Raw genomic sequence first — 26,584 nt, 5'->3', positions numbered from 1 at the left:
ATGGAGGCGAAATATGAGGAGTCGACTCAGCCGCATCATCGGCATCTGCGCGCTGGCACTCGGACTGTCCGTCGCGCCCTCGGTGACCGCGAGCGCGATCACCGGCGGCGAACCCGACGGCAACGGTCATCCCAACGTCGGACTGATTCTGTTCTACCAACCGGACGGGCGTTTCCGGTGCACGGCCTCGTTGGTGTCGCCGACGGTGCTGGTCACCGCTGCGCACTGCACCCTCGGCACGCTCGGCAAGACCCTGGTGACGTTCGACTCGGTGATCGCCGAGCAGCCGCCGTCGCCGTTCCCGGTCGCCGCCGACCCGTCGAAGGGCTACACCCAGGCCGAGCTCGAGAAGGCCGGCTACAAGTCCGGTACGGCGTACGCGCACCCGCAGTACTCGGACTTCACCGACCTGGACAACTGGAACGACGTCGGTGTCATCGTCCTCGACCGGCCGATCACGAACATCGCCCCGGTCAAGATCGCTCCGGCGAACTACCTCGACGCGTACCAGCAGCCGAAGCTGAACAGCACGATCTTCAAGTCCGTCGGCTACGGCACCGAGGTCCGCAAGGCCGACTCCGGCCCGCAGAAGCCCACCCCGATGTCGTACCCGCTGCTGCGGCGCTGGGCGGAGGAGCCGGGGCAGAAGCTCACGCCGCAGATCCTGCAGGTGAACGGCAACGAGCACGACAACCGCGGTACCGGCGGCACCTGCTTCGGTGACTCCGGCGGGCCTACGTTCCACGGCGGCTACCAGGTGACCGTGACCAGCTACGGCTACACGCAGAACTGCCGCTACCTTGACGGCCTGCAGCGCATCGACATCAAGGTCGTGCAGGACTGGCTGAAGACGTTCGGCGTACCGATCGGCTGACCGCCTGACCTGCACCGGTGCCGCGACCTCCTCAAGAGAGCGCGGCACCGGTGCTATTCTGGGCCTATGCGAGTGAGCCTGCTCCTTAGTTAGCCGTACTGGCATCCAGGCGCGAATCTGAGCGCCGGTCAGTGCGGCACCCCCTCCTGTGTGAGGGGATTTTTCATTTCTGGCAGATTTAGGCTCAACAGACCACGAAGCAGGAGTAGGACCGTGACGGAGCAGGTGGACGACACCCCGATCGACCGGGGTGGCTACGACTTCAACGCCATGCAGGCCAAGTGGCGTCCGGTGTGGGAGAAGCTGGACCCGTTCAAGGCGAAGGACGACGGCTCGGCGGAGCGCCGCTACGCGCTCACGATGTTCTCCTACCCGTCCGGCGACCTGCACATGGGCCACGCCGAGGTGTTCGCGCTGCACGACGTGCTGGCGCGCTACTGGTTCCAGCAGGGGTACGACGTCCTGAACCCGATCGGCTGGGACTCGTTCGGTCTGCCCGCGGAGAACGCCGCGATCAAGCGCAACGAGCACCCGGCGACGTTCACCTACGCCAACATCGAGACCCAGGCGGAGTCGATCCGGCGGTACGCGATCAGCTTCGACTGGTCCCGCCGGCTGCACACGTCCGACCCGGAGTACTACCGCTGGACGCAGTGGCTGTTCCTGCGGCTGTACGAGCGCGGCCTGGCGTACCGGAAGGCGTCGTACGTCAACTGGTGCCCGAACGACCAGACCGTGCTGGCCAACGAGCAGGTCGTCCAGGGCAAGTGCGAGCGCTGCGGCTGGGAGGTCACCAAGCGGGAGCTGACCCAGTGGTACTTCAAGACCACCGAGTACGCGCAGCGCCTGCTGGACGACATGGAGCTGCTGCAGTGGCCGGAAGAGATCCTGCTGATGCAGCGCAACTGGATCGGCCGCTCCGAGGGTGCGTTCGCCGACTTCCAGGTGGAGGGCCGCGCGGAGCCGATCCGCGTCTTCACCACCCGGCCGGACACGCTGTTCGGCGCGACGTTCATGGTCGTGGCGCCGGACGCGAAGCTGGCCGCCGAGCTGGTGACGCCGGAGCAGCAGGCCGCCTTCGACGCGTACCTGACCAAGGTGAAGGCCACCACCGAGATCGAGCGGCAGAGCACCGAGCGCGAGAAGACCGGCGTCTTCCTGGGTTCGTACGCGATCAACCCGGTGACCGGGCAGCGGATCCCGATCTGGGCCGCCGACTACGTGCTGGCCGACTACGGCACCGGCGCGATCATGGCGGTCCCGGGCCAGGACACCCGGGACTGGGAGTTCGCCGAGAAGTTCGACCTGCCGATCGTCCGGACCGTGCAGCCGGAGGAGGGTTTCGAGGGCAAGGCGTACACGGGTGACGGCCCGGCCATCAACAGCGCGAACGACGAGATCAGCCTGGACGGCCTGGAGGTCGCCGAGGCGAAGTCGCGGATCATCGACTGGCTGGAGAGCAAGGGCCTGGGCGAGCGGACGATCAACTACCGGCTGCGCGACTGGCTGCTGAGCCGGCAGCGGTACTGGGGCTGCCCGATCCCGATCATCCACTGCCCGTCCTGCGGCGAGGTGCCGGTCCCGGACGACCAGCTGCCGATGGAACTGCCCGACCTGCGCGGTGCCGACCTGGCGCCGAAGGGTGTGTCCCCGCTAGCGGCGGCCCGCGAGTGGGTCGAGGTCGACTGCCCGAAGTGCGGCGGCAAGGCCGAGCGGGACACCGACACCATGGACACGTTCGTGGACTCGTCGTGGTACTTCCTGCGCTACCTGTCGCCGGAGTACACCGACGGCCCGTTCGACCAGGCCGTGGCGGACCGCTGGATGTCGGTCTACCAGTACGTCGGCGGCAAGGAGCACGCCGTACTGCACCTGCTGTACGCGCGGTTCTTCGTCAAGGCGCTGCACGACATGGGCCTGCTGAACGCGGTCGAGCCGTTCACCCGGCTGCTGAACCAGGGTCAGGTCATCAACCAGGGCAAGGCGATGAGCAAGTCCCTGGGCAACGGCGTGAACCTGGGCGACCAGATCGACGAGTACGGCGTGGACGCGGTCCGGCTGACCATGGTGTTCGCGGGTCCGCCGGCCGACGACATCGACTGGGCCGACATGTCCCCGGGCGGTTCGCTGAAGTTCCTGCAACGGGCCTGGCGGCTGGCAGGAGCGGTCGAGGCGCCGCTGGGCTCGGATCCCTCGACCGGCGACGTCGAGCTGCGCAAGATCACCCACCGCACGGTGGCCGACGCGGCCGAGCTGATCGACTCGCACCGGTTCAACGTGATGGTCGCCCGGATCATGGAGCTGGTGAACGCCACCCGGAAGGCGATCGACGCCGGTCCCGGCGCGGCCGACCCGGCCGTGCGTGAGGCCGTCGAGACCGTGGCGATCCTGCTGAGCCTGGTCGCGCCGTACACGGCCGAGGAGATGTGGGAGGAGCTGGGCCACGAGCCGACCGTCGCCAAGGCCGGCTGGCCGAAGGTCGACCCGGCGCTGCTGGTCGAGGACACGGTGACCTGCGTGGTCCAGGTGGCCGGCAAGGTGAAGGACCGGCTGGAGGTCGCGCCGGACATCTCCGACGCCGACCTGGAGCAGCTGGCGCTGGCGTCGGAGGCGATCCAGAAGGCGCTGGACGGCCGCGGTACCCGCAAGGTGATCGTGCGGGCGCCGAAGCTGGTCAACATCGTCCCCGCGTGACACGACTAGGCTGCTCAGATGCGCTCTGAGCTGATCGACGTCGAGACCGGTGGTACCGAGGTCGTCTTCGACCTGACGAGCAGGTGCGAGCGGTTCGTCAACGCTGAGGCCCATCAGGCCCAGGGTGACGGACTGCTGCACCTGTTCGTGCCGCACGCGACCGCGGGAATCGCGATCCTCGAGACCGGCGCCGGCAGCGACACCGACCTGCTCGCGGTGCTCGAGGAGCTGCTGCCGCGGGATTTCGGCTGGCGGCATCGGCACGGTACGCCGGGACACGGACGCGACCACGTCATGCCTGCCCTGGTACCGCCCTACGCCAGCATCCCCGTTCTCGACGGACGGATGATGCTCGGCACCTGGCAGTCGATCTGCCTGGTCGACACCAACGTCGACAATCCACGGCGTCAGGTCCGGCTTTCCTGGCTGCCGGGTTAACGGACCACGCAGTAACTCGCCGACCGGTATTTTGGTGACTTATCGTGATGTTGCCGATCGCGTTACGTTTGCGAAACACGACTCCGCTTGAATTGTCCGCATGGCTGCCCTGGACACGCTGCGCGACGTCACCGTTGAGCTCCTGGTTCGCGCCACCCGGGGGATTTCCGACGGCAGCCTGCTGAATGCCGACACCGGTCGCGCCGACACCAGCGCGCGGCTCGAGGACTGGGCCGGCGTGCTTTCCCTGTACGCCGCGGAAAAGGAATCCGCTCCGGTTCGGGCAACTGCTTGAAATATGCATTTCTGAACTCACAGCTATTTCCCGCTCGTTGCCGTTCTCAACGAATTGTGTGATCCAGGACGCATCCCGCGCGCCGGGCGGTCCCGGCACGAACGTCCCCGTCACGTTATGTTGTGACAGGTACGTGAGGCCTCCAGAGGGGTGACGGGCTGTGTCGGACGCGGAAGGCCGGGCTGACGGTCGGCGAGGTTTCGCCGAGCTGTTGCTCGACTTGCGGGTCCAGGCCGGCCTTTCCCAGGAGGAACTGGCCGATCGCGCCGGGCTGAGTGTGCGCTCGATCCGCGAGATGGAGGCCGGCCGGGTCGCGCGGCCGCGCAAGGACTCGGTCCGGCTGCTCGCGTCCGCGCTCGGACTCCAGGACGGTGACACCGTTGCGTTCCTCGCTGCGGCCGGCCATGGCTCGGCGCGTCCCGTCGTACGGCCGGCCGCGCCCGCGACGCCTGTTGTCTCGGTGGCGGACGCCGCTCCGACCGGTTTGCGCTGGCGTGGCACGCGACCGATCCCGGACGGGCTGGTCGGACGTGAGCAGGAGCTGCTCGAGCTGGAGGCGCTGCTCCGGCAGAACCGGCTCGTCACGCTCGTCGGCCCCGGCGGGGTCGGCAAGACCGAGCTCGCGCTCGCCGCGGCCGACCGGTTCTCCAGCGCCGACACGACCGTGGTCGTCGTCGACCTGACGACCGTGCAGCGCGACGCCGCCGTACCGTCGGCGATCCTCGACGCCTTCGGCACCGCGCCGGGGACGTCGGATCTCGACGACGTCCTGTCCGGACGCCGGCCCGGCGACCTGGTGATCGTGGAGGACAACGCCGAGCACGTGCTCGACGGCGTCGCGACGGTCGCGAACCGGATGGTCCGCAGCTTCCCGGGCATCGGCGTCCTGGTCACGTCCCGGATCCCGCTCGGCCTGCCCGACGAGGTGGTACGTCGTGTGCAGGTGCTCGGCGTACCGGCGAACGACGAGGACTTCGACGGCATCGCCGCGTCACCGGCCGTCGAGATGTTCTGCCGGCGGGTGGCGCGGGTGCGGCCGGACTTCGAGCTGACCCCGCAGAACGCATCGATCGTCGCGCGCCTGTGCCGCCGGCTGGACGGCCTGCCGCTGGCGCTGGAGTTGGCAGCCGCGCGGGCCGGGTCGCTGTCGGTGGAGACGATCCTGGCAGCACTCGACGACCGCTTCCGGTTGCTGTCCGGGCCGCGGCGGTTCGGCGCGCCGCATCAGCGGACGCTGGCCGACACGATCGCCTGGAGCGTGGACGCGCTGTCGGATCCGGCGCGGCAGCTGCTGTACCGGGCGTCGGTGCTGGGCTCGCCGTTCACCCTCGACGCGGTGGCGGGCGTGTGCACGGGCCCGCCGATCGACGAGATCGACGTACCGATGCTGCTGGCCGAGCTGGTGGAGAAGTCGCTGCTGCAGCCTGTGCACGAGTTCGAGCAGTTGTACGGCGCGCGGTACAAGCTGCTGGAGACGATCCGGGAGCACGCGTACGCCGGACTCGCGTCGCAGGGCGACCTCACCGAGTTCCGGGACCGGGCTGTCGAGTGGTGTTCGACGTACGTGTCCGGGCTGGAAGGCGCGTGGTCCTCGCCGGATCGCGACCGGCGGTACCGGGCGGCGCACGCGAACTCGGCGCTCTTCGAGGTGGCGCTGGCGCGGGCCGCCGAGCTGGGAGAGTGGGAGACCGCGGCGCGGATCGTGCTCGGGTTCCGGGTCGCGTGGCAGTACCAGGCGAGTGTGGCCGAGAGCGGGATCCGGTGGGCGACGCTGTGCGCGGAGAACGTGTCCGACAAGGAGACGAGTGGCAGGCTGCTCGCGATCGCCGGCCGGCTGTCCAGCCTGACCGGTGACATCCACGGCGCGCGCCGGCACTACGGCGAGGCGCGGACGCTGATCCCGGGCGAGACCGAGATGGGCCTGGTGGCACGGGGCGGCTGGGTATCGTCCGGTTCGCACCTGCTGGACACGCAGAGCCTGGCCGAGATACCTGCGCTGGTTGACGACGCTCGCAAGCACGGCGACCTGCAGCGGTCGGCGACGGTGCAGGCGATCTGTGGACTGGCCCTACTGCGGTGGGGCCGTCTGGTGGAGGCCAAGGAGCTTCTGCTGGCGTGGGAGGCCGCGCTGGTCAATCCGGGCGTCTACCCGGACGAGATCGCGTACATGGCGCTCAGCCGGGTGGACCTCGAGCTGGGGAACCTGTCCGGCGCCCGCCACTGGGCCCTGCTCGCCCGCGACAGCCAGGCGTCGGACGACCCGGAGCGGACGAAGGTGGCCGGCTGCCTCGCGATGGTCGAGTACCACGACGGCCGGTACGACGAGGCGCGGGCGCTGCTCGACCAGGCCGACGCGGACATCCGCGGGCATCGCGGGTACTTCGACTACTTGGTGATGCTGTACCGGTCCCGGCTGGCCCGTGCCGCCGGTGAGGTCGAGCAGGCGCGGCTAGCGATCCGGGACGCGCTCAACCGGTTGCTGCTCGAAGGCCGGGTCGTCTACCTGCTCGAAGTACTGCCGGAAGCTGTGGCGGTGCTGCACGCGCTGGGGCGCTCGGAGGCAGGGGACGCGGTCTGCGGCGAGTTGCTCGCCTGGCAGCGGTCCATGGACCCGCCGATGCTGCCGACCGCTTGGGCCGTGCTGCAAGAGTCCTGCGACAGCGCGACCGTGGCGGACGGGTGGCCGGAGCCTGACGCGGCGGCCGCGGTGCAGCGGCTCGCGCACGACGTACTCGCCGCTCTTTCCTGACGCGGATCCGCGGAAGCTGCCGGGTAACTGCCGGTTGTTCTGCCTCGTCCTGACATGGCTGCCGGACCAAGAATTACAGCCGTAGGGCAGGTTCCACGAAGCAGAGACCGACACCGGACACGGCAGCGAAAGGCGGTGGACCATGAAGAGGCCATGGCACACCGCTGGACTGCCGCACCCGGCGAAGGCGACGCGGAGGGCCTCCGGTGGCTGGTTGGTGGGGGCGCCGATCGGCGGCCGAGAGCTCCGGAGTGCTGCGGATTGCGGATCCGTCCTGCCTGTACCGGGCGCGGTGCACCGTCAGGGCACTGCTTCCGGGGCGGGGTCCCAGCACAGGGTCAGGCACACGACACAGGGGACGAGTGCCACGGCCCGGCTGGCACGGTTGAACCGGCGGGCTTGGTCACCCGCCGGCGGGCCGGCCGCTGGGACCTCCCGGGACCTCGGCGAGCTCGCGGTCAGACCGGTTCCCAGGGGGAACCGGAAACGGGGAGTAGCTCGTCGAGGTCCCATGTACTTCGGCCGACAGTACTTCGGCTGACAACGAGGGGGAGTCAGCACGACAGGCCGGGCTGTTGACGCACAGGGGACGTCAGGAGCCCGGCGCAGTACCCGAGCGAGGTGAAGGCCCAGGAGGGGTGGCCTTCACCTCGCTGCCGTTGGCAGCAGCTTGCGCTCGTCGCCGTACCCGACCATCCAGGTCGGCTCCAGCCGGCAGTAGACGATGTCCGGACCCCAGCTCGACGGGGAGCTGCCGTAGTGGCCGACCAGGTACTCCTCGGTCTCCGCGAAGTCCGGGTGCCGTGGGGTGAGGAACTCGACGGTCCCGTGCGTGAACACGCCGATCCGCTCGCCGTCGACGTACGCCACGCTGGCCGCCGGTCTGGCCCGAAGGTGCCGCGCCTTGGCCGCCGAACCGGCTGTGGTGAACACCCAGCGCGCATGCAGCAGGTGTCCGTCGACCGCGCTGATCCGCGGCTCGCCCGTGGCCGTGACCGTGGCCACGGTCAGCACACGCATGCCGGTCAGGATCCGCACCAGCGCCGCGGCGCTGAGCTGCTGCTGACCGGTGATGATGCTGCGCAGGTGCTCGGTGGACCGCGGGTAGACCGCGTCCATCAGCGCCTGCAACTCGGCAACTTCCGCTTCGGTCTCCTTCATCTTGTGCAGTCTGGCACTGCGCGGGGACATTAACCGTCCGGTAACCTCGCTTCATGGCAGCCCGCGTGCAGGTCGTCACCGACTCCACGGCCGGTCTGTCCACGCACGAGGTGCTCCGCCACCCGCTGACCGTCGTACCGCTGCAGGTGGTGATCGGCGGGACGTCGTACGACGACGGCGCGACGTCCGCGGACGCGGTCGCGGAGGCGCTGAAGACGTTCACGCCTGTCTCGACGAGCCGGCCTGCGCCGCAGACCTTCGCCGACACGTACGCCGCCTGCGCCGCCGACGGAGCCGAGGCGGTGGTGTCGATCCACCTCTCCGGCGACATGTCCGGCACCTTCGAGGCCGCGATGATCGGCGCCAAGGAGTCCCCGATCCCGGTCCACGTGGTCGACTCCCGATCACTCGGCATGGGCCTGGGCTTCCCGGTGCTGGCGGCCGCGGCCGCAGCAGCCGCCGGCGAAGACGCCGCGACAGTCGAGGCAGCCGCGCGGGCCCGGATGACGTCCATCGCGACGTACTTCTACGTGGACACCCTCGAGTACCTCCGCCGCGGCGGACGAATCGGCGCCGCGGCGGCCCTGCTGGGCACCGCGCTCGCGGTCAAACCGCTCCTGACCATCAACGCCGGCCGCATCGTCCCCCTGGAAAAGGTCCGCACGTCCTCCCGAGCCATCGCCCGCCTGGCCGACATAGCCGTCCAACGAGCCGGCGACGCCCCCGTCCAGTTGGCCGTCCACCACCTCTCCAACCTGGAAAAGGCCCAAACCCTCGCCGACACCCTCACCACCCGCCTCCCCAAAGCCGAAGAAGTAGTCCTCCGAGAAGTAGGAGCCGTAATAGGAGCCCACGTAGGCCCCGGCCTCCTAGCCGTAGTGGTAAGCCCCTACTAGCCGCGGAGCCGGCGGATGCTGGTCCGGTTCTCCACAGCATCCATCTGACAGTCCTGACGGGACCTCAGACTCGTACTTTCTCTGGGCGTGAAGGTCTTCCGCCGAATCCCACCCCCCGACCCGGACGCCCGAGCCCGAGCCCTCGCCCGCCTCGCCGCCCGGCCCGCACCGCACGCCCACGCGCCCGACAACCACCTTCACATCCCAAACACCAGGCGCACCTTGCCGCCAACGCCGATCGCGACGGCCGGCACACCCACCAACAGGAGCCACCTGACCGACGCCCACGGCGGCGCCCCGCCTGCCGCCGCCCGGCCCCAAGCCGAAGACCTGGAGGAGCGTGAAGAGGTGCGAGGCGGATGGATCCCCAACCAACCCGACCCCGACCAACCCAGCCCCGGCCGCCACGGCCCTGAGCGACCTGGGTCTGAGCACTTCGGCCCTGAGCGACCCGACCCCGAGCGACCCGTCCCGGGGCGACCCGACCCGGAGCGGCCGGGTGGTGCCGAGCGGCTACGTGACGCCCGCTGGACTCTTACTCCGCGCCACGTTGGAGTCCTTGCCTTACTACTCGCGGTCGGCCTGGCCTGGGCTGCCTGGACCTTCCTTCGCGCTCGGCCTGAGCCTGTCCCCGATACTCGTCCAACCACTGCGGCGACGGGCACCCCCGTAGCTCAACCCTCCACTCAGCCCGGCCCCGGCTCCGCGCAGACCCAGCCCCGCGCACAACATCCTCCAGGCACCGCACAGCCGCCGGGCGCCGGTCAGTCGCCCGGCCTCGGACCGGCTTCCGCCCAAGCGCATGTAGTCGTCCACGTCGCAGGCAAGGTGCGCCGGCCAGGGCTAGTTCGCGCGCCAGCCGGCTCTCGGGTGGCCGACGTACTAGGGCTTGCTGGCGGCGCTCTCCGCGGAGTGGATCTCACCTCTCTCAACCTCGCTCGCCAAGTTGTCGACGGCGAACAGATCGTCGTCGGGCAACCAACAAACGTCGCACCACCTACCGCGCCACCAACCGGCGCGGCATCTACCCCCGTCCCCAACACCCCCGTAAACCTCAACGCCGCCACCCTCGCCGAGCTCGACGCCCTCCCCGGCGTAGGTCCAGTCCTCGCCCAACGCATCCTCGACTACCGCACCCAGAACGGCCCATTCACCACCATCGATCAACTCCAGGAGGTCCCAGGCGTAGGCCCCAAGAAGTTTGACTCTCTAAAGCCCCATGTCCGCATCTAGCCCACCCGACCCAAAGCAGCCCGGTGCCGAGCCGCCTGCGGAGGCGGGGGAGCCGGCTGATCTGCGGTTGTTGTTGCCGGCAGGTGCTGGGTGGTTGGTGGCCGCGGTGTTCGTGAGTCGGTCGCCAGTCGCCGGTTGGGTCACTGGCGGCCTCGCGCTTGCCCTTGCGCTGGTCCTCGCGCTGGTACTGCGGCACGCGCGGGCGCGCGCGCATCCGCGCCTGAAGTCCCATCCGCTCCGCATGTTCCGTCCGCGCCGCCGGACCGTTTCGCGCCTCGTGTCCCGTCGGCACCGCGCGTCGCGTCGGCGCCGCGCATCCAGGCCGCGCCGCGCGTCCAGTGCGCGCCGCGTGTCCAGTGCGTGCCGCGTGTCCAGATCGCACCGCAGGTTCCTTTCGCGCCTCGTGTTCTGTCTGCGTCTCGGCTCCCATTCACGACTCGAAGCTCGGGTCCACGGTTGGTGGTGGGTTGTTGTGGGGGTGCTGGTGGCGGTTGGTGGGTTGGGGGTTGCCGCTGGGTTTCAGAGTGCGAGTTTGCGTGCGGGGCCTGTGGATGAGTTGGCGGATGGGGCCTCGACGGTGGTTGTGCGGATGCGGGTCGACGAGGATCCCGTGCTTCGGCAGAGCGCGGGCAGCAGGCGGCCGCCGTACGTGGTGGTGCGGGCGACGATCACGGAGGTCCGGAGTCGGGCCCACGGACAACTGAGGACTGTGCGGGTTCGTACGCCGGTGCTCGTTGTCGGGACTGCCAAGTGGGCGACGGTCAGATACGGCCAGCACGTCGATGCGAACGGCCGGCTCGAGCGAGCTGACAACGGGTCCGAGATCGCCGCGATGTTCTCGACCAGGTCTCCGCCGCGGCCGGTCGACGAGCCGCCGTGGTGGTTGCGGGCGGCTGAGCAGGTTCGCGCGGGACTGCGGGCCTCGGTGGCGAACGAGCCGGAGGATGTACGCGGCCTCGTCCCGGCGCTGGTGATGGGCGACGTCTCCGGAGTTTCGAGCGAGTTGAACGCCGACTTCCAGACGACGGGTCTCACGCACCTGGCGGCGGTTTCCGGTACCAACCTCACGCTGTTGCTCGCGTTCGTGCTCCCGGTGGCGCGGTTGGTCGGCGTCCGAGCACGCGGGTTGACGGTGGTCGGCGGGATGACGGTCGTCGTGTTCGTCGTTCTCGCGCGCCCGCAGCCGAGCGTCCTCCGCGCAGCTGCCATGGGCGTGGTCGCGCTGCTCGCGTTGACCAGTGGGGGTGGGCGGCGCCGCGCCGTACGTAGCCTGTCGGTCGCGGTGATCGTGCTCCTGCTGCTCGATACGTCACTCGCGCGCTCGGCCGGGTTCGCGTTGTCGGTGCTCGCGACTGCGGGCATCGTCCTGCTCGGCCCAGGTTGGCGCGACGCGCTCGCCAGATGGCTGCCCGGATGGTTGGCGGACGCGATCGCATGTCCGCTCGCTGCGCAGCTTGCGTGTACGCCGGTGGTCGCGTGGATCTCGGGCGAGGTCTCGCTGGTGGCCGTCGCGACGAATTTGTTGGCAGCACCAGCAGTCGGCCCGGCAACCATCCTCGGCTTCGTGGCGGCCGGGGTCGCGATGATCAGTACCGAAGCGGCGCAGCTCGTCGGCTGGGCTGCGGGTTGGCCCGCCCGCTGGATCATTCTCGTAGCCCGCGAGGGCGCCGACCTGCCCGGAGCCGCAGGCGCCTGGCCCGCGACCGTGGTCGGTGTCGCGGTACTGACACTGCTCTGCGTTGCGCTCGTACTAGGTCTCCACCGCATCCTCGCCCGGCCGATCGCCATGATCATCGCGGTCGTCGTGCTGGCGGTCGTCGTACTGCGGCCCGCCGGGTCGCTCGGGTGGCCGCCCGACGACTGGCTGCTTGTCGCGTGCGATGTCGGGCAGGGCGACGGGCTGGTGCTGCGGGCCGGGGAGGGTACGGCGGTCGTGGTCGACACCGGGCCGGATCCGGCGGCGATGGATCGATGTCTGAAGGACCTCGGGATCCAACGGATTCCGGTCGTTGTGCTCAGTCATTTCCATGCTGATCACGTCGGTGGGCTAGCCGGTGTGCTCAGCGATCGGCAGGTGGGCGAGATCGAGGTGACGCCGTACTTCTCGCCGCGCGCCGAGTACGACCGAGTGGTCGAGCTCGCGGGACAGCACGGCGTCGAGGTGCGAACCGCGGCGTACCAGGAGCAGCGGGCCGTGGGGCAGGTGAGTTGGACGACGCTGTGGCCGGCCAAGGTCCCGGCGTTACCCGCAGCGGATACGTCGAGCGCGACACCAAGCGCGACACCAAGCGTGACGCCGGGCGCGGCATCGAGCGTGACGCCGGGCGCGGCATCGAGCGTGATGCCGGGCGCGACGTCGTCCGCGAGCTCGAGCGACGAGGGATCGCCGGAGAATAATGCCAGCGTCACGATGATGGTCGAGCTCTCCGGACTCCGCATCCTGCTCACCGGCGACCTCGAACCCGAATCCCAGCGAGCCGTTGTCGCGACCGGCGCGGACCTCCGCGCCGACGTGCTGAAGGTCCCGCACCACGGTTCAGCCCAGCAAGATCCCGGCTTCATCGCGGCCGTCGACGCGCGTCTCGCGCTCATCTCCGCAGGCCGGGACAACGACTACGGTCATCCCGCCCCGAGAACGCTGGACCTCCTGTCCCACAACGCCCTCCGCATCGCAACCACCAACGTCAGCGGCCCCCTCCTGATCACCAATACCAACAACCACCTGGCCCTGACCACCCGCCCGGCTCACCGAGCCGACGAACCTACGAGCGGGAGGTGAAGGTGACAGCGCTGGTGGGCACGGTGTTGTGGGGCTGATCGCCCAAGGAGTAAGCGGCGACGCGCGACGCGACGTGGGCCGGGATGCGATCGGCGACGCCTGGTACGGCGGGGACGTCGTAGGTGGCGTGGGCGTCGTACGGGAGGACGACCTGGTACCCGCGGGCGAGAGCGGTCGTCGCCGTCGCGCGGACGCACATCTCTGACATCACCCCGCAGATGGCGAGCGAACGTACGCCGGCCGACACCAGCAGCTCCCCGAGTGGCGTTCCGTCGAAGCCGTCGTCGCGCGGCTTCCGGACGACGTGTTCGCGCGGCCCGGGCTTCACCGGCAGGTACAGCTCCCAGCCGGGCGTTTCGGGTTCGTCGTCCGCGCCGGGCGGGCCGTCGTTCTGCAGATGTACGACGACCACGTCGGCGGCGCGCGCCCGGTCAAGTAGTTCGCCGACCCGGTCGAGGAGTTGCGCAGCGCCCGGTACTGCGTCGGTTCCGGAGACGAAGGCGGTTTGCATGTCCACCACGATCAGGGCGTCGCAGGTCGGCGTACCGGTGGGTGAGGTCATGGGCCCATCCTGGAGGGTTCGGTGTGGGTGTGCATCTGGATTGTCGGAGCGGCGTGGGATGCTGACGGGGTGGCTGCTCGTAAAGGTTCCGCGCCGAAGCTCGGTGACGTCCTGCTGGTGACCGGTTCGGAGTCGTTCCTGGCGGATCGGGCGGTGCGGTCCGCGATCGCGGCCGTGTCGAAGACCGCCGCCTCCGACGGCGGCGGCTCGGTCGAGGTGAGTGATCTCGACGCGTCGACGCTGGACGTCGGCGTGTTCGCGGAACTGACCGGGCCGTCGTTGTTCGCGACCGAGCGGGTGCTGGTGCTGCGCGCGCTGGAGAACCTGCCGAGCGAGATGGCGCCGTACCTGATCGAGTACGCCGGTGCGCCGGCGGACGACGTACTGGTCGTGCTGGTGCACTCCGGTGGGCAGAAGGGGAAGGGCGTCCTCGACAAGTTGCGGAAGGCATCGGTCAACGAGGTCGTCGCGACGGCGCCGAAGGCGTGGGAGCTGCCGCAGTTCGTGGCGGGGGAGATCCGGCTGCTCGGCGGGACGGTCGACGAGGGGGCGGCGTCGGCGCTGGTGGATGCCGTCGGGCATGACCTGCGGGCGCTGGCGGGGGCTTGTTCGCAGCTGGTGTCGGATTCGGGCGGTCAGGCGGTGACGGCGCAGCTGATCGGGCAGTACTTCGGGGGGCGTGCGGAGGTGACGAGCTTCGCGGTCGCGGATGCGGCGATCGCAGGGCGGACGGAGCCGGCGCTCGAGCAGTTGCGATGGGCGTTGGACTGCGGGGTCGCGCCGGTGCTCGTGACGAGCGCGATGGCGGGCGGGTTGCGGGGGCTGGCGAAGTTCACGAGTGCGCCGAGCGGGATGCGGGACGCGGACCTGGCGCGTGAGGTCGGAGTGCCGCCGTGGAAGATCAAGCAGCTCAAGCAGCAGTCGCGTGGGTGGACCCCCGGTGGGCTGGCGACCGCGATCAAGGCGGTCGCCCAGGCCGACGCGGACGTCAAAGGCGCCTCCGGAGACGCCGGCTACGCCCTCGAACGCATGGTCCTAACCATCACCCGAGCCCACGGCCGCCGCTAACCCGTTCCCGGACCCTGCGAGACCTCTGGTCCCCATAGCTCGGGACGGGCCCCGCTCCACCCGTACCGGCACGGCTCCGCGTGTCGCCGTCCCCCGGGAGGGTTCTGCGTGTCGCCCTCCCCCGGGGAGGGGTCCGCTCGTCGCCCTACCCCCGGGAGGGGTCCGCTTGTCGCCGTACCGCCGGTGGGTTCCGCTCGTCCCAGACTCGGGCGCGGTCGCGGGCGTCGTACCAGATCTGGGCATGCGAAAACGATCGGCCGGTCTTGGGGGACGGCCGATCGTTTGGGGCTCGCGTCGGGGACGCGGGCCGGGAGTTACAGGGAGGCGGCCTTCTTGAAGATGGCCGACTTCCGGTTCGCCGCCTGGTTGGCGTGGATGACGCCCTTGCTGACGGCCTTGTCGAGCAGGCGGCCGGCCTTGCGGGCGGTCTCGTTGGCCTTCTCGGCCTCGCCGGCCTCGACGGCCTCGTGGAAGCGGCGAACAGCCGTCTTGAGGGTCGACTTCACGGACTTGTTGCGAAGTCGCGCAGCCTCGTTCTGGCGGTTGCGCTTGATCTGGGACTTGATGTTCGCCACTGAGCAGAGCCTCGATCAGAAGTATGCGGTCATTACAGGAACGTGTTGCGTGCACGGGTGAGTACCAACGCACACGCGCGAACAGACAGATTACCAACATCTGCCTCCCACCACCAATCGACCACCGCTGCCGGACCCGCGGGCTGACGCTCGCGACCAATCCGGCGCCGCCTCGGCCCGGGCGCCTCCCCGGTTAGGTGCGAAATTACCGTGCAGTCGCCATTGCATCGTTGAAATGGGCTCGCCATGATGCCTTGCAACGATGCAAACGGTCGGTCCGCCCACCGCACCGGCCGGGCTCCCCCCGCCCCAGAGAGGAACCGGATTCATGCTGAAACGACTGAGAACCGTGCCGAGGACTGCCTTGCGTACGACGCTCGCCGCCGTCGTCGCGTCCGCCTGTCTGGCGGCCGGTACGTCGCAGACGGCCGGCGCATCCAGTGACGTGACCACGTCCAGTGACGTCACCACGTCCAGTGACGTCACCACGTCCAGTGACGTCACCACATCCAGCGACACCACATCCAGCGCGATGACGGCACCGAGCGAGTCCGGCGCGATGACGGCACCGAGCGCGTCCGGCGCGATGACCGCACCGAGCGCGTCCGCGGCGATGACCGCGCCCGGCGATCCGTCTGCGCCCGCCACGCAAGCGGGTCTGCCGGGAGAGGTTCAGTTCGCTGAGCAGCAGCAGGCGCTCGCGGATGGGGCCGGGGGCACGCTGCTGCGGGACGGGGCCGGGTTGTATCCCCGCCTGATCCGCCTGCAGCACAACGGCGCGGCCAACGGCCGGGTGCTGGCCAGCGTCGTCACGTTCGTCGGCAACGGTGACGGGCTCGGCGCGATCTACGAGAGCACTGACGACGGTGCCAGCTTCCGTCAGGTCGGTGCCGTCGCCGACCCCGAGGCGGCCGACGGCCAAGGACTGTGCTGCGCCACGCTGTACGAGCTGCCGCAACAGGTCGGTCAGCTCCCGGCCGGGACGCTGCTGTGGGCCGCGTCGGTCGGCCAGTCCGCACGTCCGATGTCGCTGCGGATCTGGCGCAGCAACGACCTCGGCCGCACCTGGTCCTACCTGTCGAGCTGCGCGGACGCGGTGAACCTGCGTGGCCTGTGGGAGCCGGAGTTCTCTATCGCGGCCGACGGCCGGCTCGTCTGTCACTACGCCGACGAGACCGACCCGGCGCAGAACCAGAAGCTGATGGAGGTCCGCTCGGTCGACGGCATCCACTGGACCGATCGGCGGGCGACCGTGACCAGCGACGACCCGCGGCACCGCCCGGGGATGCCGGTGGTCCGCAAGCTGCCGAACGGCACCTACTTCCTGACGTACGAGATCTGCGCGCTGGGCGGGCAGTACGACTGCGCCGTGTTCTACCGCACCTCCCGCGACGGCTGGAACTGGGGCGACCCGAAGGATCGCGGCAGCTCGCCGCGGACCGCCGACGGCAAGTACTTCACCCACACCCCGACCGTCGCCTGGAGCGCCAACGAGGGCGACCGGGACGGCAAGCTGCTGCTGATCGGGCAGATCCTCCACAACGCCGACGGTGCTGTTGCTGACGGCAACGGCAGGACGATCTTCGTGAACACCGAGAACGGCGCCGGACCGTGGTACGAGATCGCCGCGCCGGTCGAGGTGCCGAACCCGTACAACAACTTCTGCCCGAACTACAGCTCGCCGCTGCTCGCTTCCGAGGACGGCCGGCGGGTGATCGAGATCGCCAGCGCCTGGGCCGCCGACGGCGAGTGCAAGGCGTACTTCGACAGCGGGTCCAGCGTCGGCACCGGCGACGACACCGGCGTCCGCGACGGCGCCACCTCACACCTCACCAGTGCCGCCACGGCTGCCTGCTTGGGTGCCGACACCACCGGTCGGGCGATCCAGGTGAGCTGCGACCAACCGTCGGCGCAGCGCTGGCAGGTGGACGCCGTGGGCGACCGCTCGTACGTCGTCCGCGGTAGCGACAACACCTGTCTCAAGAACAGCGGGCGGGTGGAACGCTGCGACACAGGTGCAGGTCAGACCTGGCAGCTGAGCAACGCCGGGCTTGGTTACTACCAGCTCAAAGCAGGTGGACGTTGCGTCACCGCCCACGGTTCGGCGGCCGACCCCCGGCCGGTGACGGTCGAGGCCTGCGACAACCGCCAGGCGCAGATCTGGAAGGCGACGCTGGTCTGACCTCTGGCCAGGCCCCTCGTTCTCGGAGCACGCTGTACGCCGTACCGCCCGCGCCGGTCGTCGCGCCTGAAGGCTGTCTTCAGGGGCGAGCAGGCCGGTCCGGGCGGAGTGCTCAGGGGGAGAGGGGACAGAGCATGAGATTCTCGTGGGGGCCACGGGCGCTGGTGATCGGACTCGGCAGTCTGCTGGTGGTGAGTACGGCCACCGCCGACACACCGGCCGACCCCATCGAGGCCTGCGTCCAGGAGGCGACCGGAACCGTTCGCGTCGTACCGGCAGGGCAGGCGTGCAGGGCCAACGAGACGCGCCTGACGTGGAACAACACAGGTCCGGCGGGGCCCCAGGGTCCCGCCGGACCGGCAGGCGCACAAGGACCGGCAGGCGCACAAGGAGAGGCGGGACCACAAGGTCCGGCGGGGCCGCAGGGTCCCAAGGGTGATCCTGGGCCCGGTGCCGTCGAGGACGTCGACAAGGGTTCGTTCGCGCTGTTCGTCAACGGCAGCTTCATCGGCAGCTCCAGCCGGCTGGAGGGGTGCACGGTCCAGCGGGACCTGATCGAGTACGCCACGGGCGACGGGGAGCGCCGGCTCCTTCCCGGAAGAAGCCGGGTGCTTCCCTGCACGGTGGAACTGCCGCTCCCGGCGCCGTCGTCCGGCTTCTGGGCCTGGCTGACCTCGCCGGCGCAGCACGACTTCATGGTCGAACACCACGACGTCGCCACCGGTGCGACCGGCAGCGCCCGGATCGTCTCCGGCGCGGTGGTCGCCTCGCTCCGCGTCCCGGCGAAAGGGCGTCTCCAGTTGACCGTTCGCGGCAGCGCCATCCGAACCGCCGCCGCCCTGCCGCCGCCGGCGGACAGCGGCCCGGACATCGAGAGCGCTCAGGTGCAGCTCGACGGGGTACTGGTGTCCGACGCTCCCGGCGATCTCGTCCTCGAGCGGAACATCGTGGAGCATCGCGAGACGGGTCCGGGCGGAGACGAGATCGTCCGGCTCGTCCCCGGCGCGTACACGATGAAGTCGGCAACAGTCCGGACCACCGCGAACACCCCGTCGGCGCAGGCTGTCGAGGCCTGGATAGGCCGCACCGACGCCTGTCCGATCGCGGTCGAAGCCGTCGGCGGCGATCGCGCGGTACGGATCTCGCTCGCCGACTGCCTGTGGGACCGCGAGATCGACCCGCAGCCGAGAAGCGACGGCCGCCGCGGCTGGAGTTACCGCTGCCCGACCGGCGCCCTGACCTTCACACCATCCTGAGCACACCGGCCTGAGCACACCGTCCTGAGCCGGTTTTCCCTTGCACCTGGTTCGATGCACGTGACACTGTCGGCGGCTGGCGGCATACTCGGCCTCCGTGACGCCCGGGCGCCGGGACGTCCGCGAGCTCCGTCCGCCTGGAGGAATTCTGTGATCCGCAAACGCCCGGCGATCGTCGTCGCCACCGCACTGATCGCCGCCTGCGCCGGCGTGCCCGTGCTGGTGAACGCCGCGAACGCCAGCCAGCCGACCCCGACGACCGCCGATCCGGAGGTGAAGCGCTCCACCACCGGCTCGTACATCGTCCAGCTCGACGACTCGCCGGTCGCGGAGTACGACGGCGACATCGCCGGCCTGCCGGCCACCAAGGTCGTCCCCGGCGGCAAGCTGCTGAAGACCGCCGCGCCCGTCGTCGACTACGTCCGGCACCTCGCCGGCCAGCGCGACGAGGTCCTCGCCAAGGTCCCCGGCGTCCAGAAGCTCTACGACTACAGCTACACGTACGCCGGATTCTCCGCCGAGATGTCGTACGACGACGCGGTCAAGCTGGCCAAGTCGTCCGGGGTGAAGAGCGTCGAGCCGAGCGAGCTGCAGCACGCGGACACCGTCGACACCCCGCGGTTCCTCGGCCTGTCCGGCCGGGGCGGCGCCTGGCAGCAGGCGGGCGGCATCGACAAGGCCGGCGACGGCGTGATCGTCGGCGTGATCGACTCCGGCTACGTGCCGGAGCGGGCGAGCTTCGCGCCGATCAAGACCAGCAAGCAGTCCGACGCGATCGTCGCCAAGAAGTGGAAGGGCACCTGCCAGACCGGCGAGGAAGCCCCCGTCGCCTGCAACAACAAGGTGATCGGCGCCCGGTACTTCGACAAGGGCATCGGCAACCGCCCGATCCCGGAGGAGTTCAAGTCGCCCCGCGACTACGGCGGCCACGGCACGCACACCGCCAGCACCGCGGCCGGCAACTACGGCGTCGAGATGAGCGTCCTCGGCCGCGACTACGGGAAGGGCTCCGGTATGGCGCCGCACGCCCGCCTCGCGATCTACAAGGCGCTGTGGGCGGTCGACGCGAGCGGCGGCGGCAGCGGTACCGACGCCGACCTCGTGGCAGCGATCGACGCCGCCGTGTCCGACGGCGTGGACGTCATCAACTACTCGATCTCCGGCAGCGGATCGACGTACGTGAACGCCACCGGTCTCGCGTTCCTGCGGGCGGCCAAGGCGGGCGTCTTCGTCGCGACCAGCGCCGGCAACACCGGTCCCGGCGACGCGACCGTCGGCAAGACGTACCCCTGGGTGACGTCGGTTGCCAACGGCACCCACGACCGCGACATCCAGACCACGGTGACGCTCGGGAACGGCAAGGCCTACACCGGCGCGGGCATCGGTTCCGGTGTGCCGCAGACGCCGGTGGTGCTGGCCAAGGACGTCGGCCTCGCCGGTGCCGACCCGGCCGCGCTCACCCTCTGCCAGGCGAACACGCTCGACCCGGCGAAGGTCACCGGCAAGATCGTCGCCTGCGACCGCGGCGGGAACGCCCGGGTCGACAAGAGCCTGCAGGTGAAGAACGCCGGCGGCGTCGGCATGATCCTGCTCAACATCACCCCGGGCACGCTGGACGCGGACCTGCACTCGGTCCCGACCGTCCACCTCGACGACAAGGCGGCGCCGGAGGTCAAGGCGTACGTCAGCGGCACCGCGAGCCCGACCGCGACGATCGGCGCCGGTACGCCGGTCCGTGTCAACGCCCCGAAGGTGGCCAGCTCCTCGAGCCGCGGCCCGTCCCCGGCCGGTAACGGCGACCTGCTCAAGCCGGACATCATGGCGCCCGGCACCAACGTGCTGGCGGCGACGACCGCGTTCAGCGCGGCCGGCGGCGAGTACGCGTTCATGAGCGGCACCTCGATGTCCACCCCGCACATCGCCGGGATCGCGGCCGTGCTGAAGAGCAAGCACCCGACCTGGTCCCCGATGGCGATCAAGTCCGCGCTGATGACGACCGCGACCGACAAGGACGCGAGCGGCAAGCCGATCCAGAACGACTCCGGCTCGGCGGCCAACCCGTTCGGGTACGGCGCCGGTCAGGTGCGGCCGAAGTACGGCATGGACCCGGGCCTGGTCTACGACTCGACGTACACCGACTGGACGAAGTTCGTCTGCGGCTCCGGCCAGGTGCCGAGCACGCACGCGCTCTGCGCGAACGGCAAGATCGACCTGAGCGACCTCAACTACCCGACGATCGCGATCGGCGACCTGGCCGGCAAGCAGACCGTGACCCGGACCGTGACGAACGTCGGCACGGTGCCGGAGGTGTACTTCCCGAAGGTCGAGGGCCTCACGGGCATGAAGGTCACCGTCACGCCGCGGATCCTGGTCACGCTGCCCGGCCGCAGCACGACGTACAAGGTCACGATCGAGCACGACGGCGCCCCGCTGGAGCAGTACTCGTTCGGCAAGCTGATCTGGAAGTCGGCGAAGCACACGGTCGCCAGCACGCTCGCGGTGAAGCCGCTGACCGTGAAGGCACCTGTCCAGGTCAACGGCACCGGCACCAGCGGCTCCGTCGAGGTCCCGGTCACCGCCGGGTACGCCGGGACGCTCAACACCACGGCGGTCGGTCTGGACGCGGCGAAGGTCGGCGAGGCCGCGCTGAAGAACCCGGGCGGCGTGTCGTTCCCGACGACGGCGCCGAAGGTCAACGACCACGTCGCGAAGTTCACCGTGGACGTCCCGGCGGGTACGACGTACGCCCGGTTCTCCACGTTCGACGCCGACTACCCGGCCGGCACCGACCTGGACGTGTTCGTCTACAAGGCGGGCACGAACACGCTGCTCGGTAGCAGTACCGGCGGCTCGGCCGAGGAACAGGTGAACCTGCCACGGCCCGCGGGTGGTCAGGTGGATGTGTACGTCGACCTGTACGCCGGGGCGAACGAGCAGGTGGTGAAGCTCAACCACTGGGAGCTGCAGAAGGCAGCCGGCAACCTCACGGTCACCCCGGCCAGCCAGCAGGTCACGGTCGCCGGCCAGACCAGCGTGACGGCGAGCTGGACCGGCCTCACCGCAGCCACTCGCTACCTGGGCCAACTCCACTTCTCCGACGGCGCATCCGGCTCCGGCTCGACAGTGCTCCGAGTAGACAGCTGAACCGACGAAGAGGGCGTCTCGGCACTGTGCCGGCACGCCCTCTTCGCATTTTCACCGCTCGTGAAGCGTTATCTGGCTGCCCATGAGGATTGCCACGCATTCACCGCTCCGGACATCGCAGCGGTGGACCTGTTCCGGGACCGGCTTGCGGTTGTTGCCCAGCGGCTGGGTGACGAGCAGCAACTGGCTCACGTTCTCGAAGACCGGCTGCGGCCAGGTGATCACCTCCTGGTTCGCGGGTAGCCGGAGCCTCGTCTGCTTCCCGGACCGGATGTCGATGGCGAGCTTCACGTCGCTGCTGACCATCGTCCGGCCGTCGGGGGAGAGCACGGGGTACGTCGCCGCGGCCGCGACGTCGCAGTACTCGCGGACCTCGTCGAACCCTCCGTCCCGGAGCACTCCCGCCTTCAGGCACCGGTTGTTCCCACGCCGGGTCGTGAGCCCGACGACGTCGGACGCGCCCGGAACGGCCAGACCGCCGTTGTACTCCGGGAAGGTGACGTGCGCGACCCGGTCGGATTTCGGCCGCCAGACGTGCAGGCTGTACTGCGTGGGCTTGTTGGGTCCGGCCGGCTCGTCGACGCGGTACCAGATCCCGCTCTCGTTCCAGCCGAGCTGGGCGGGCGCGATCGGCAGTTCCGGGCTGCGTGACACCTCCTTGCCGGACTTGACGTCAACCACGACGATGCTGCCCTTGGCGTCGTCCACGCGGTGGATGACCGCAATCTGGCGGCGATCGGGCGACGGCACCGGCAGTTCGGAGCGCTCCGGGCCGAGCGTCCGGAAGGTTCCGTCCGGCTTCAGAACGCCTGCCTGCGAACTGCTCCTGGGCCCCATCGTCCAACCGAGCCAGCCGCTGTCGACCCGGCCGGAGAACCCCGTGACCCCGCCTGAGAGCCGGACGCGCCGGTCGCCGTCGTGCAGCGTGAAGATCATGGCGGAGGATCGTGCGCGGGTGGCGACCGTGTACGGCAGTTCCGGCGCCGCGCGGGACACCGGACCCGGCGGGGGCCCGGCCGGCACCGGAATCGCGCTGTCGGGCGACATCCGGGTCAGGACGGTCACGGTGAGGACCAGCACGAATGCGATGGCGGCGGCTGTCGCGAGGACCGGCCAGTGGTTTCGGCGCCGTGGCTCGTCCAGGCCCGGGCCCTGGGCGGTGTCGGGGACGGTGGCGGCCTGGGTGTGGAGGTAGTCGCGGAGGCGGGTTTCGGTGTCGGTCATCGGAGTTCCTTGAGGCGTTCGGTCAGGATCGCGAGGCCGCGGGACGACGTGGCGCGGGCGGAGGACTCGCTGATCCCGAGAATCTGGGCGATCTCGGCGAAGGCCAGATCGAGGTAGTACCGGAGCACGAGGACCTCGCGCGTACGCCGGGGGAGGGCCTGCAGCGCCTGCTGCACCTGGGACCGCTCCTCACCGAGCACCGCCGAGCTCTCGGCGGAGGCGTGCGGCGCCTGGTGGGGTGGGATGTACAGCCGCGCCACCTTGCGTCTTCGCAGTACCGACCGGCTGCGGTTCACCACCGCCGTACGCAGGTAGGCGAGCGCCGCGTCGGACCCCCGCAGCGGCCAGCGGCGGTACAGCTCGGCGAAAGCCTCCTGTACGACGTCCTCCGCCGCCTGCCGGTCGTCGACCATCAGAACGGCCAGCCGGACGAGGCCCACCCAGTGCTGCCGGTAGAGCTCCGACACAGCCGCCTGTGCGTCCACAGGCGCCGGGCGTTCGATGCTCACCATTGGATTCGTCACACCGCTACAGACGCCTGTGACTCACAAACGCTGCGTCCGATCGCGCACCCAGTCCAGATGAACCAGTGCGCTCGAGCGCTGCCAGGCCCGCATCGTCGGGATCCCAGGGGGCGCCGGCTGCGCCGAACCCCACCACAGCCCACCCGCGATGGCCGTGATGAACCCGGTGATTGCCTCGTCGTCCGGCAGTTCCGGAACCGACACCGACCCGCGCATCTCCGCCTGCAGGATCACCGTGTCCGCCCAGCGCGGAGCCAGCGCCGGATGCGCCCAGTCGATGAACACCACCCGCTCGTCGGTCAGGATGATGTTGTCGGCCCGCAGGTCCCAGTGTGCGAGCGCCTTGCCGTCGGCCAGCGCCCGGATCCCGGTCCGCGCGAGCTCCGCGAACTCCTCCACCCGGCCGTCCATCCACGACGGTACGGCGAGGCCGTCCGCCAGCACGTTCTCCCACCGGCTCAGGAAGTCATGGCTCCGTACGGCGGCCACTGGCGCGTCCGGCCACGGTGACGGGTCCAGGGCGTCGGTCAGCTCGGCCAGCGCGTCCAGCACCCGGTCCGCGTCGTCCTGCTCCCACGGATGCGCCGGCAGCCGCCCCTCGATGTCCTCGAACAGCATCCCGACCCAGTCGCCGTCGTCGTACACGGCGTACAGCTCCGGCGCCATCGGGAGCCGGCCGATCGCCTGCACCGCGGTGATCTCCAGCCGGAACAGCTCGGGCGTCTTCGGGTTGAGCGCCGTACCGACGGCCTTGACGAAGGCCCGGCGACCGGAGGCGGTCAGCACGCGGGCGGCGGTGCCGGGGGAGAAGCCGCCCTGCTGCGTCGCGGCCGAGACCACGACCGAGCCGAGCGTACGCTCCACCCAGGCCCGCACCGCGGCGGGCAGCTCCTCGTACGGCAACCGGACCCCAGCAGCGTGCGCCATGCGTCATTACGCTAGCGGGCCCACGCTACTGATTTTCGAATCCGCTGGACCCGCATGGGATGATTGACCGGATCTACCACCCGCGACGAGAACTGGACCCTATCCGTGCCCGTTGGCCCCACGACTGTGCCGCAGCCGGGTCGTACCGACCCGTCGCTGATCCGGAACTTCTGCATCATCGCCCACATCGACCACGGCAAGTCGACGCTGGCCGACCGGATGCTGCAGATCACCGGCGTGGTCGACGACCGCTCGATGCGGGCGCAGTACCTCGACCGGATGGACATCGAGCGCGAGCGCGGCATCACGATCAAGTCGCAGGCGGTCCGGCTGCCGTTCACCCCGAGCCCGGACTCCCCGGGCGGCCTGCTGGCCCCGGACGGTACGACGTACATCCTGAACATGATCGACACGCCGGGTCACGTGGACTTCACCTACGAGGTGTCCCGGTCGCTCGAGGCGTGTGAGGGCGCCGTACTGCTGGTCGACGCCGCGCAGGGCATCGAGGCGCAGACGCTGGCGAACCTCTACCTCGCGCTGAACGCCGACCTGCACATCATCCCGGTGCTGAACAAGATCGACCTGCCGAGCGCGCAGCCGGAGAAGTACTCCGAGGAGCTCGCGAACATCATCGGCTGCAGCCCGTCCGACGTGCTGAAGGTGTCGGCGAAGACCGGCGAGGGCGTCGAGGACCTGCTCAGTGAGATCGTCGCCCAGATCGACCCGCCGAAGGGCGTCAAGGACGCGCCGCCGCGGGCGCTGATCTTCGACTCCGTCTACGACACGTACCGCGGTGTCGTCACGTACGTCCGGGTCGTCGACGGCGAGCTGAACCACCGGGACCGGATCAAGATGATGTCGACCGGCGCGGTGCACGAGATGCTCGAGGTCGGCGTGATCTCGCCGGAGCCGAGCAAGACGCAGAGTATCGGCGTGGGTGAGGTCGGTTACCTGATCACCGGCGTGAAGGACGTCCGTCAGTCCCGGGTCGGTGACACCGTCACCTCGAACGTCAACGGCGCGACCGAGGCGCTCGGCGGCTACAAGCACCCGCAGCCGATGGTGTACGCCGGTCTGTACCCGATCGACGGCGACGACTACCCGACGCTGCGCGACGCCCTCGACAAGCTGCAACTGAACGACGCCGCCCTGCAGTACGAGCCGGAGACCTCCGGCGCGCTCGGGTTCGGGTTCCGCTGCGGGTTCCTCGGGCTGCTGCACATGGAGATCGTCCGCGAGCGGCTCGAGCGCGAGTTCAACCTGGACCTGATCTCGACCGCGCCGAACGTCGTCTATCGGGTGGTGATGGAGGACGGCACCGAGCACGTCGTGACGAACCCGAGCGAGTTCCCCGAGGGCAAGGTCGACGAGGTGTTCGAGCCGGTCGTGAAGGCGACGATCCTGAGCCCGAGCGACTACATCGGCGCGATCATGGAGCTGTGCCAGCAGAAGCGCGGCCAGCTGCAGGGTATGGACTACCTGTCCGAGGACCGGGTCGAGCTGCGCTACACGCTGCCGCTGGCCGAGATCGTGTTCGACTTCTTCGACCAGCTGAAGTCGAAGACCAAGGGCTACGCGTCGCTCGACTACGAGCCGACCGGCGAGCAGTCCGCGCAGCTGGTGAAGGTCGACATCCTGTTGCACGGCGAGACCGTGGACGCGTTCTCCGCGATCGTGCACCGCGACAGCGCTTACGGGTACGGCGTGGCGCTGGCCGGCAAGCTCAAGGAGCTGATCCCGCGGCAGCAGTTCGAGGTGCCGATCCAGGCCGCGATCGGGTCCCGGGTGATCGCCCGCGAGACCATCCGCGCGATCCGCAAGGACGTGCTCGCCAAGTGCTACGGCGGTGACATCACCCGGAAGCGCAAGCTGCTCGAGAAGCAGAAGGAAGGCAAGAAGCGGATGAAGATGGTCGGCCGCGTGGAGGTCCCGCAGGAGGCCTTCATCGCCGCGCTCCGCACCACCGACACCGGCGAGAAGGCCGGCAAGAAGTAGTGCACCAC

The 26,584-nt window shown here is 69.7% G+C and carries 19 protein-coding genes; 13 read left to right on the top strand and 6 right to left on the bottom strand.

From position 1 onward, the window contains the following. The first annotated feature begins 13 nt into the window (after positions 1-13). From ABN611_RS40325 to ABN611_RS40305, 5 genes are all read left to right on the top strand, one after another. On the top strand, positions 14-874 hold the full coding sequence (locus ABN611_RS40325; RefSeq protein WP_350277578.1) for a trypsin-like serine protease: 861 nt from the start codon (positions 14-16) through the stop codon (positions 872-874). Between the two features lie 270 nt (positions 875-1,144). Next, on the top strand, positions 1,145-3,568 hold the full coding sequence (gene leuS / locus ABN611_RS40320) for a leucine--tRNA ligase (protein ID WP_350281754.1): 2,424 nt from the start codon (positions 1,145-1,147) through the stop codon (positions 3,566-3,568). Between the two features lie 18 nt (positions 3,569-3,586). Next, the gene (locus tag ABN611_RS40315) at positions 3,587-4,006 is read left to right on the top strand and encodes a YjbQ family protein (protein ID WP_350277577.1); all 420 of its coding nucleotides are present in this window, start codon (positions 3,587-3,589) and stop codon (positions 4,004-4,006) included. 100 nt (positions 4,007-4,106) lie between these two features. Further along, positions 4,107-4,301 carry a hypothetical protein gene (locus ABN611_RS40310; protein ID WP_350277576.1) on the top strand — a complete coding sequence of 65 codons (195 nt, stop codon included), beginning with the start codon at positions 4,107-4,109 and terminating at the stop codon, positions 4,299-4,301. A 160-nt stretch (positions 4,302-4,461) separates the two neighbouring features. Next, positions 4,462-7,050, top strand: coding sequence for a helix-turn-helix domain-containing protein (locus tag ABN611_RS40305; protein WP_350277575.1), 2,589 nt, complete (start codon positions 4,462-4,464; stop codon positions 7,048-7,050). 645 nt (positions 7,051-7,695) lie between these two features. Here ABN611_RS40305 and ABN611_RS40300 read toward each other — a convergent pair. Continuing rightward, complete coding sequence (locus ABN611_RS40300; protein ID WP_350277574.1) at positions 7,696-8,211, bottom strand: pyridoxamine 5'-phosphate oxidase family protein; 516 nt, start codon at positions 8,209-8,211, stop codon at positions 7,696-7,698. Positions 8,212-8,264: 53 nt separating this feature from the next. Here ABN611_RS40300 and ABN611_RS40295 point away from each other — a divergent pair, with 53 nt between their 5' ends. The 3 genes from ABN611_RS40295 (at position 8,265) to ABN611_RS40285 (ending at position 13,119) form a co-directional block, all read left to right on the top strand. Beyond that, positions 8,265-9,107 (top strand): DegV family protein, encoded by an 843-nt coding sequence (locus tag ABN611_RS40295; protein WP_350277573.1) that lies wholly within the window; start codon positions 8,265-8,267, stop codon positions 9,105-9,107. An 87-nt stretch (positions 9,108-9,194) separates the two neighbouring features. Further along, positions 9,195-10,340, top strand: a complete 1,146-nt coding sequence (locus tag ABN611_RS40290) for a helix-hairpin-helix domain-containing protein (RefSeq protein WP_350277572.1) — start codon at positions 9,195-9,197, stop codon at positions 10,338-10,340. 589 nt (positions 10,341-10,929) lie between these two features. Continuing rightward, the gene (locus ABN611_RS40285) at positions 10,930-13,119 is read left to right on the top strand and encodes a ComEC/Rec2 family competence protein (protein WP_350277571.1); all 2,190 of its coding nucleotides are present in this window, start codon (positions 10,930-10,932) and stop codon (positions 13,117-13,119) included. Here ABN611_RS40285 and ABN611_RS40280 read toward each other — a convergent pair. Beyond that, the gene (locus ABN611_RS40280) at positions 13,103-13,681 is read right to left on the bottom strand and encodes an isochorismatase family protein (RefSeq protein WP_350277570.1); all 579 of its coding nucleotides are present in this window, start codon (positions 13,679-13,681) and stop codon (positions 13,103-13,105) included. The two genes, ABN611_RS40285 and ABN611_RS40280, sit on opposite strands and share 17 nt — an antisense overlap. A 69-nt stretch (positions 13,682-13,750) precedes the next feature. Here ABN611_RS40280 and holA point away from each other — a divergent pair, with 69 nt between their 5' ends. After that, the gene (gene holA, locus ABN611_RS40275; RefSeq protein ID WP_350277569.1) at positions 13,751-14,749 is read left to right on the top strand and encodes a DNA polymerase III subunit delta; all 999 of its coding nucleotides are present in this window, start codon (positions 13,751-13,753) and stop codon (positions 14,747-14,749) included. A 314-nt stretch (positions 14,750-15,063) separates the two neighbouring features. Here the strand turns inward: holA and rpsT are convergent, their stop codons facing one another. Continuing rightward, a complete protein-coding gene (gene rpsT / locus ABN611_RS40270) occupies positions 15,064-15,324 on the bottom strand; it encodes a 30S ribosomal protein S20 (protein WP_141859325.1) in 261 nt (86 codons plus the stop codon). Positions 15,325-15,652: 328 nt separating this feature from the next. Here rpsT and ABN611_RS40265 point away from each other — a divergent pair, with 328 nt between their 5' ends. The 3 genes from ABN611_RS40265 (at position 15,653) to ABN611_RS40255 (ending at position 21,906) form a co-directional block, all read left to right on the top strand. Continuing rightward, a complete protein-coding gene (locus ABN611_RS40265) occupies positions 15,653-17,506 on the top strand; it encodes a hypothetical protein (RefSeq protein WP_350277568.1) in 1,854 nt (617 codons plus the stop codon). Positions 17,507-17,640: 134 nt separating this feature from the next. After that, the gene (locus ABN611_RS40260; protein WP_350277567.1) at positions 17,641-18,762 is read left to right on the top strand and encodes a hypothetical protein; all 1,122 of its coding nucleotides are present in this window, start codon (positions 17,641-17,643) and stop codon (positions 18,760-18,762) included. Positions 18,763-18,912: 150 nt separating this feature from the next. Continuing rightward, positions 18,913-21,906 carry a S8 family serine peptidase gene (locus tag ABN611_RS40255; RefSeq protein ID WP_350277566.1) on the top strand — a complete coding sequence of 998 codons (2,994 nt, stop codon included), beginning with the start codon at positions 18,913-18,915 and terminating at the stop codon, positions 21,904-21,906. A gap of 51 nt (positions 21,907-21,957) precedes the next feature. On the opposite strand, the gene ABN611_RS40250 is transcribed toward ABN611_RS40255, so the two are convergent. The 3 genes from ABN611_RS40250 to ABN611_RS40240 are packed head-to-tail and all read right to left on the bottom strand — an operon-like array spanning position 21,958 to position 24,581. Beyond that, on the bottom strand, positions 21,958-23,130 hold the full coding sequence (locus tag ABN611_RS40250; protein WP_350277565.1) for a hypothetical protein: 1,173 nt from the start codon (positions 23,128-23,130) through the stop codon (positions 21,958-21,960). Further along, on the bottom strand, positions 23,127-23,642 hold the full coding sequence (locus tag ABN611_RS40245) for a SigE family RNA polymerase sigma factor (protein WP_350281753.1): 516 nt from the start codon (positions 23,640-23,642) through the stop codon (positions 23,127-23,129). The genes ABN611_RS40250 and ABN611_RS40245 overlap by 4 nt, the downstream gene beginning before the upstream one ends. 33 nt (positions 23,643-23,675) lie before the next feature. After that, positions 23,676-24,581, bottom strand: coding sequence for a hypothetical protein (locus ABN611_RS40240; RefSeq protein WP_350277564.1), 906 nt, complete (start codon positions 24,579-24,581; stop codon positions 23,676-23,678). 105 nt (positions 24,582-24,686) lie between these two features. On the opposite strand from ABN611_RS40240, the gene lepA reads away from it, so the two are divergent. Next, entirely contained in the window at positions 24,687-26,576 is a 1,890-nt protein-coding gene (gene lepA / locus ABN611_RS40235; protein WP_350277563.1) for a translation elongation factor 4, read from the top strand. The last annotated feature ends 8 nt before the right edge of the window (positions 26,577-26,584 follow it).

Source organism: Kribbella sp. HUAS MG21, assembly GCF_040254265.1.
Lineage (GTDB): Bacteria > Actinomycetota > Actinomycetes > Propionibacteriales > Kribbellaceae > Kribbella.
The sequence above is the reverse complement of the archived record's forward strand: the minus strand, read 5'-3'. Positions and strand labels throughout refer to the sequence as shown.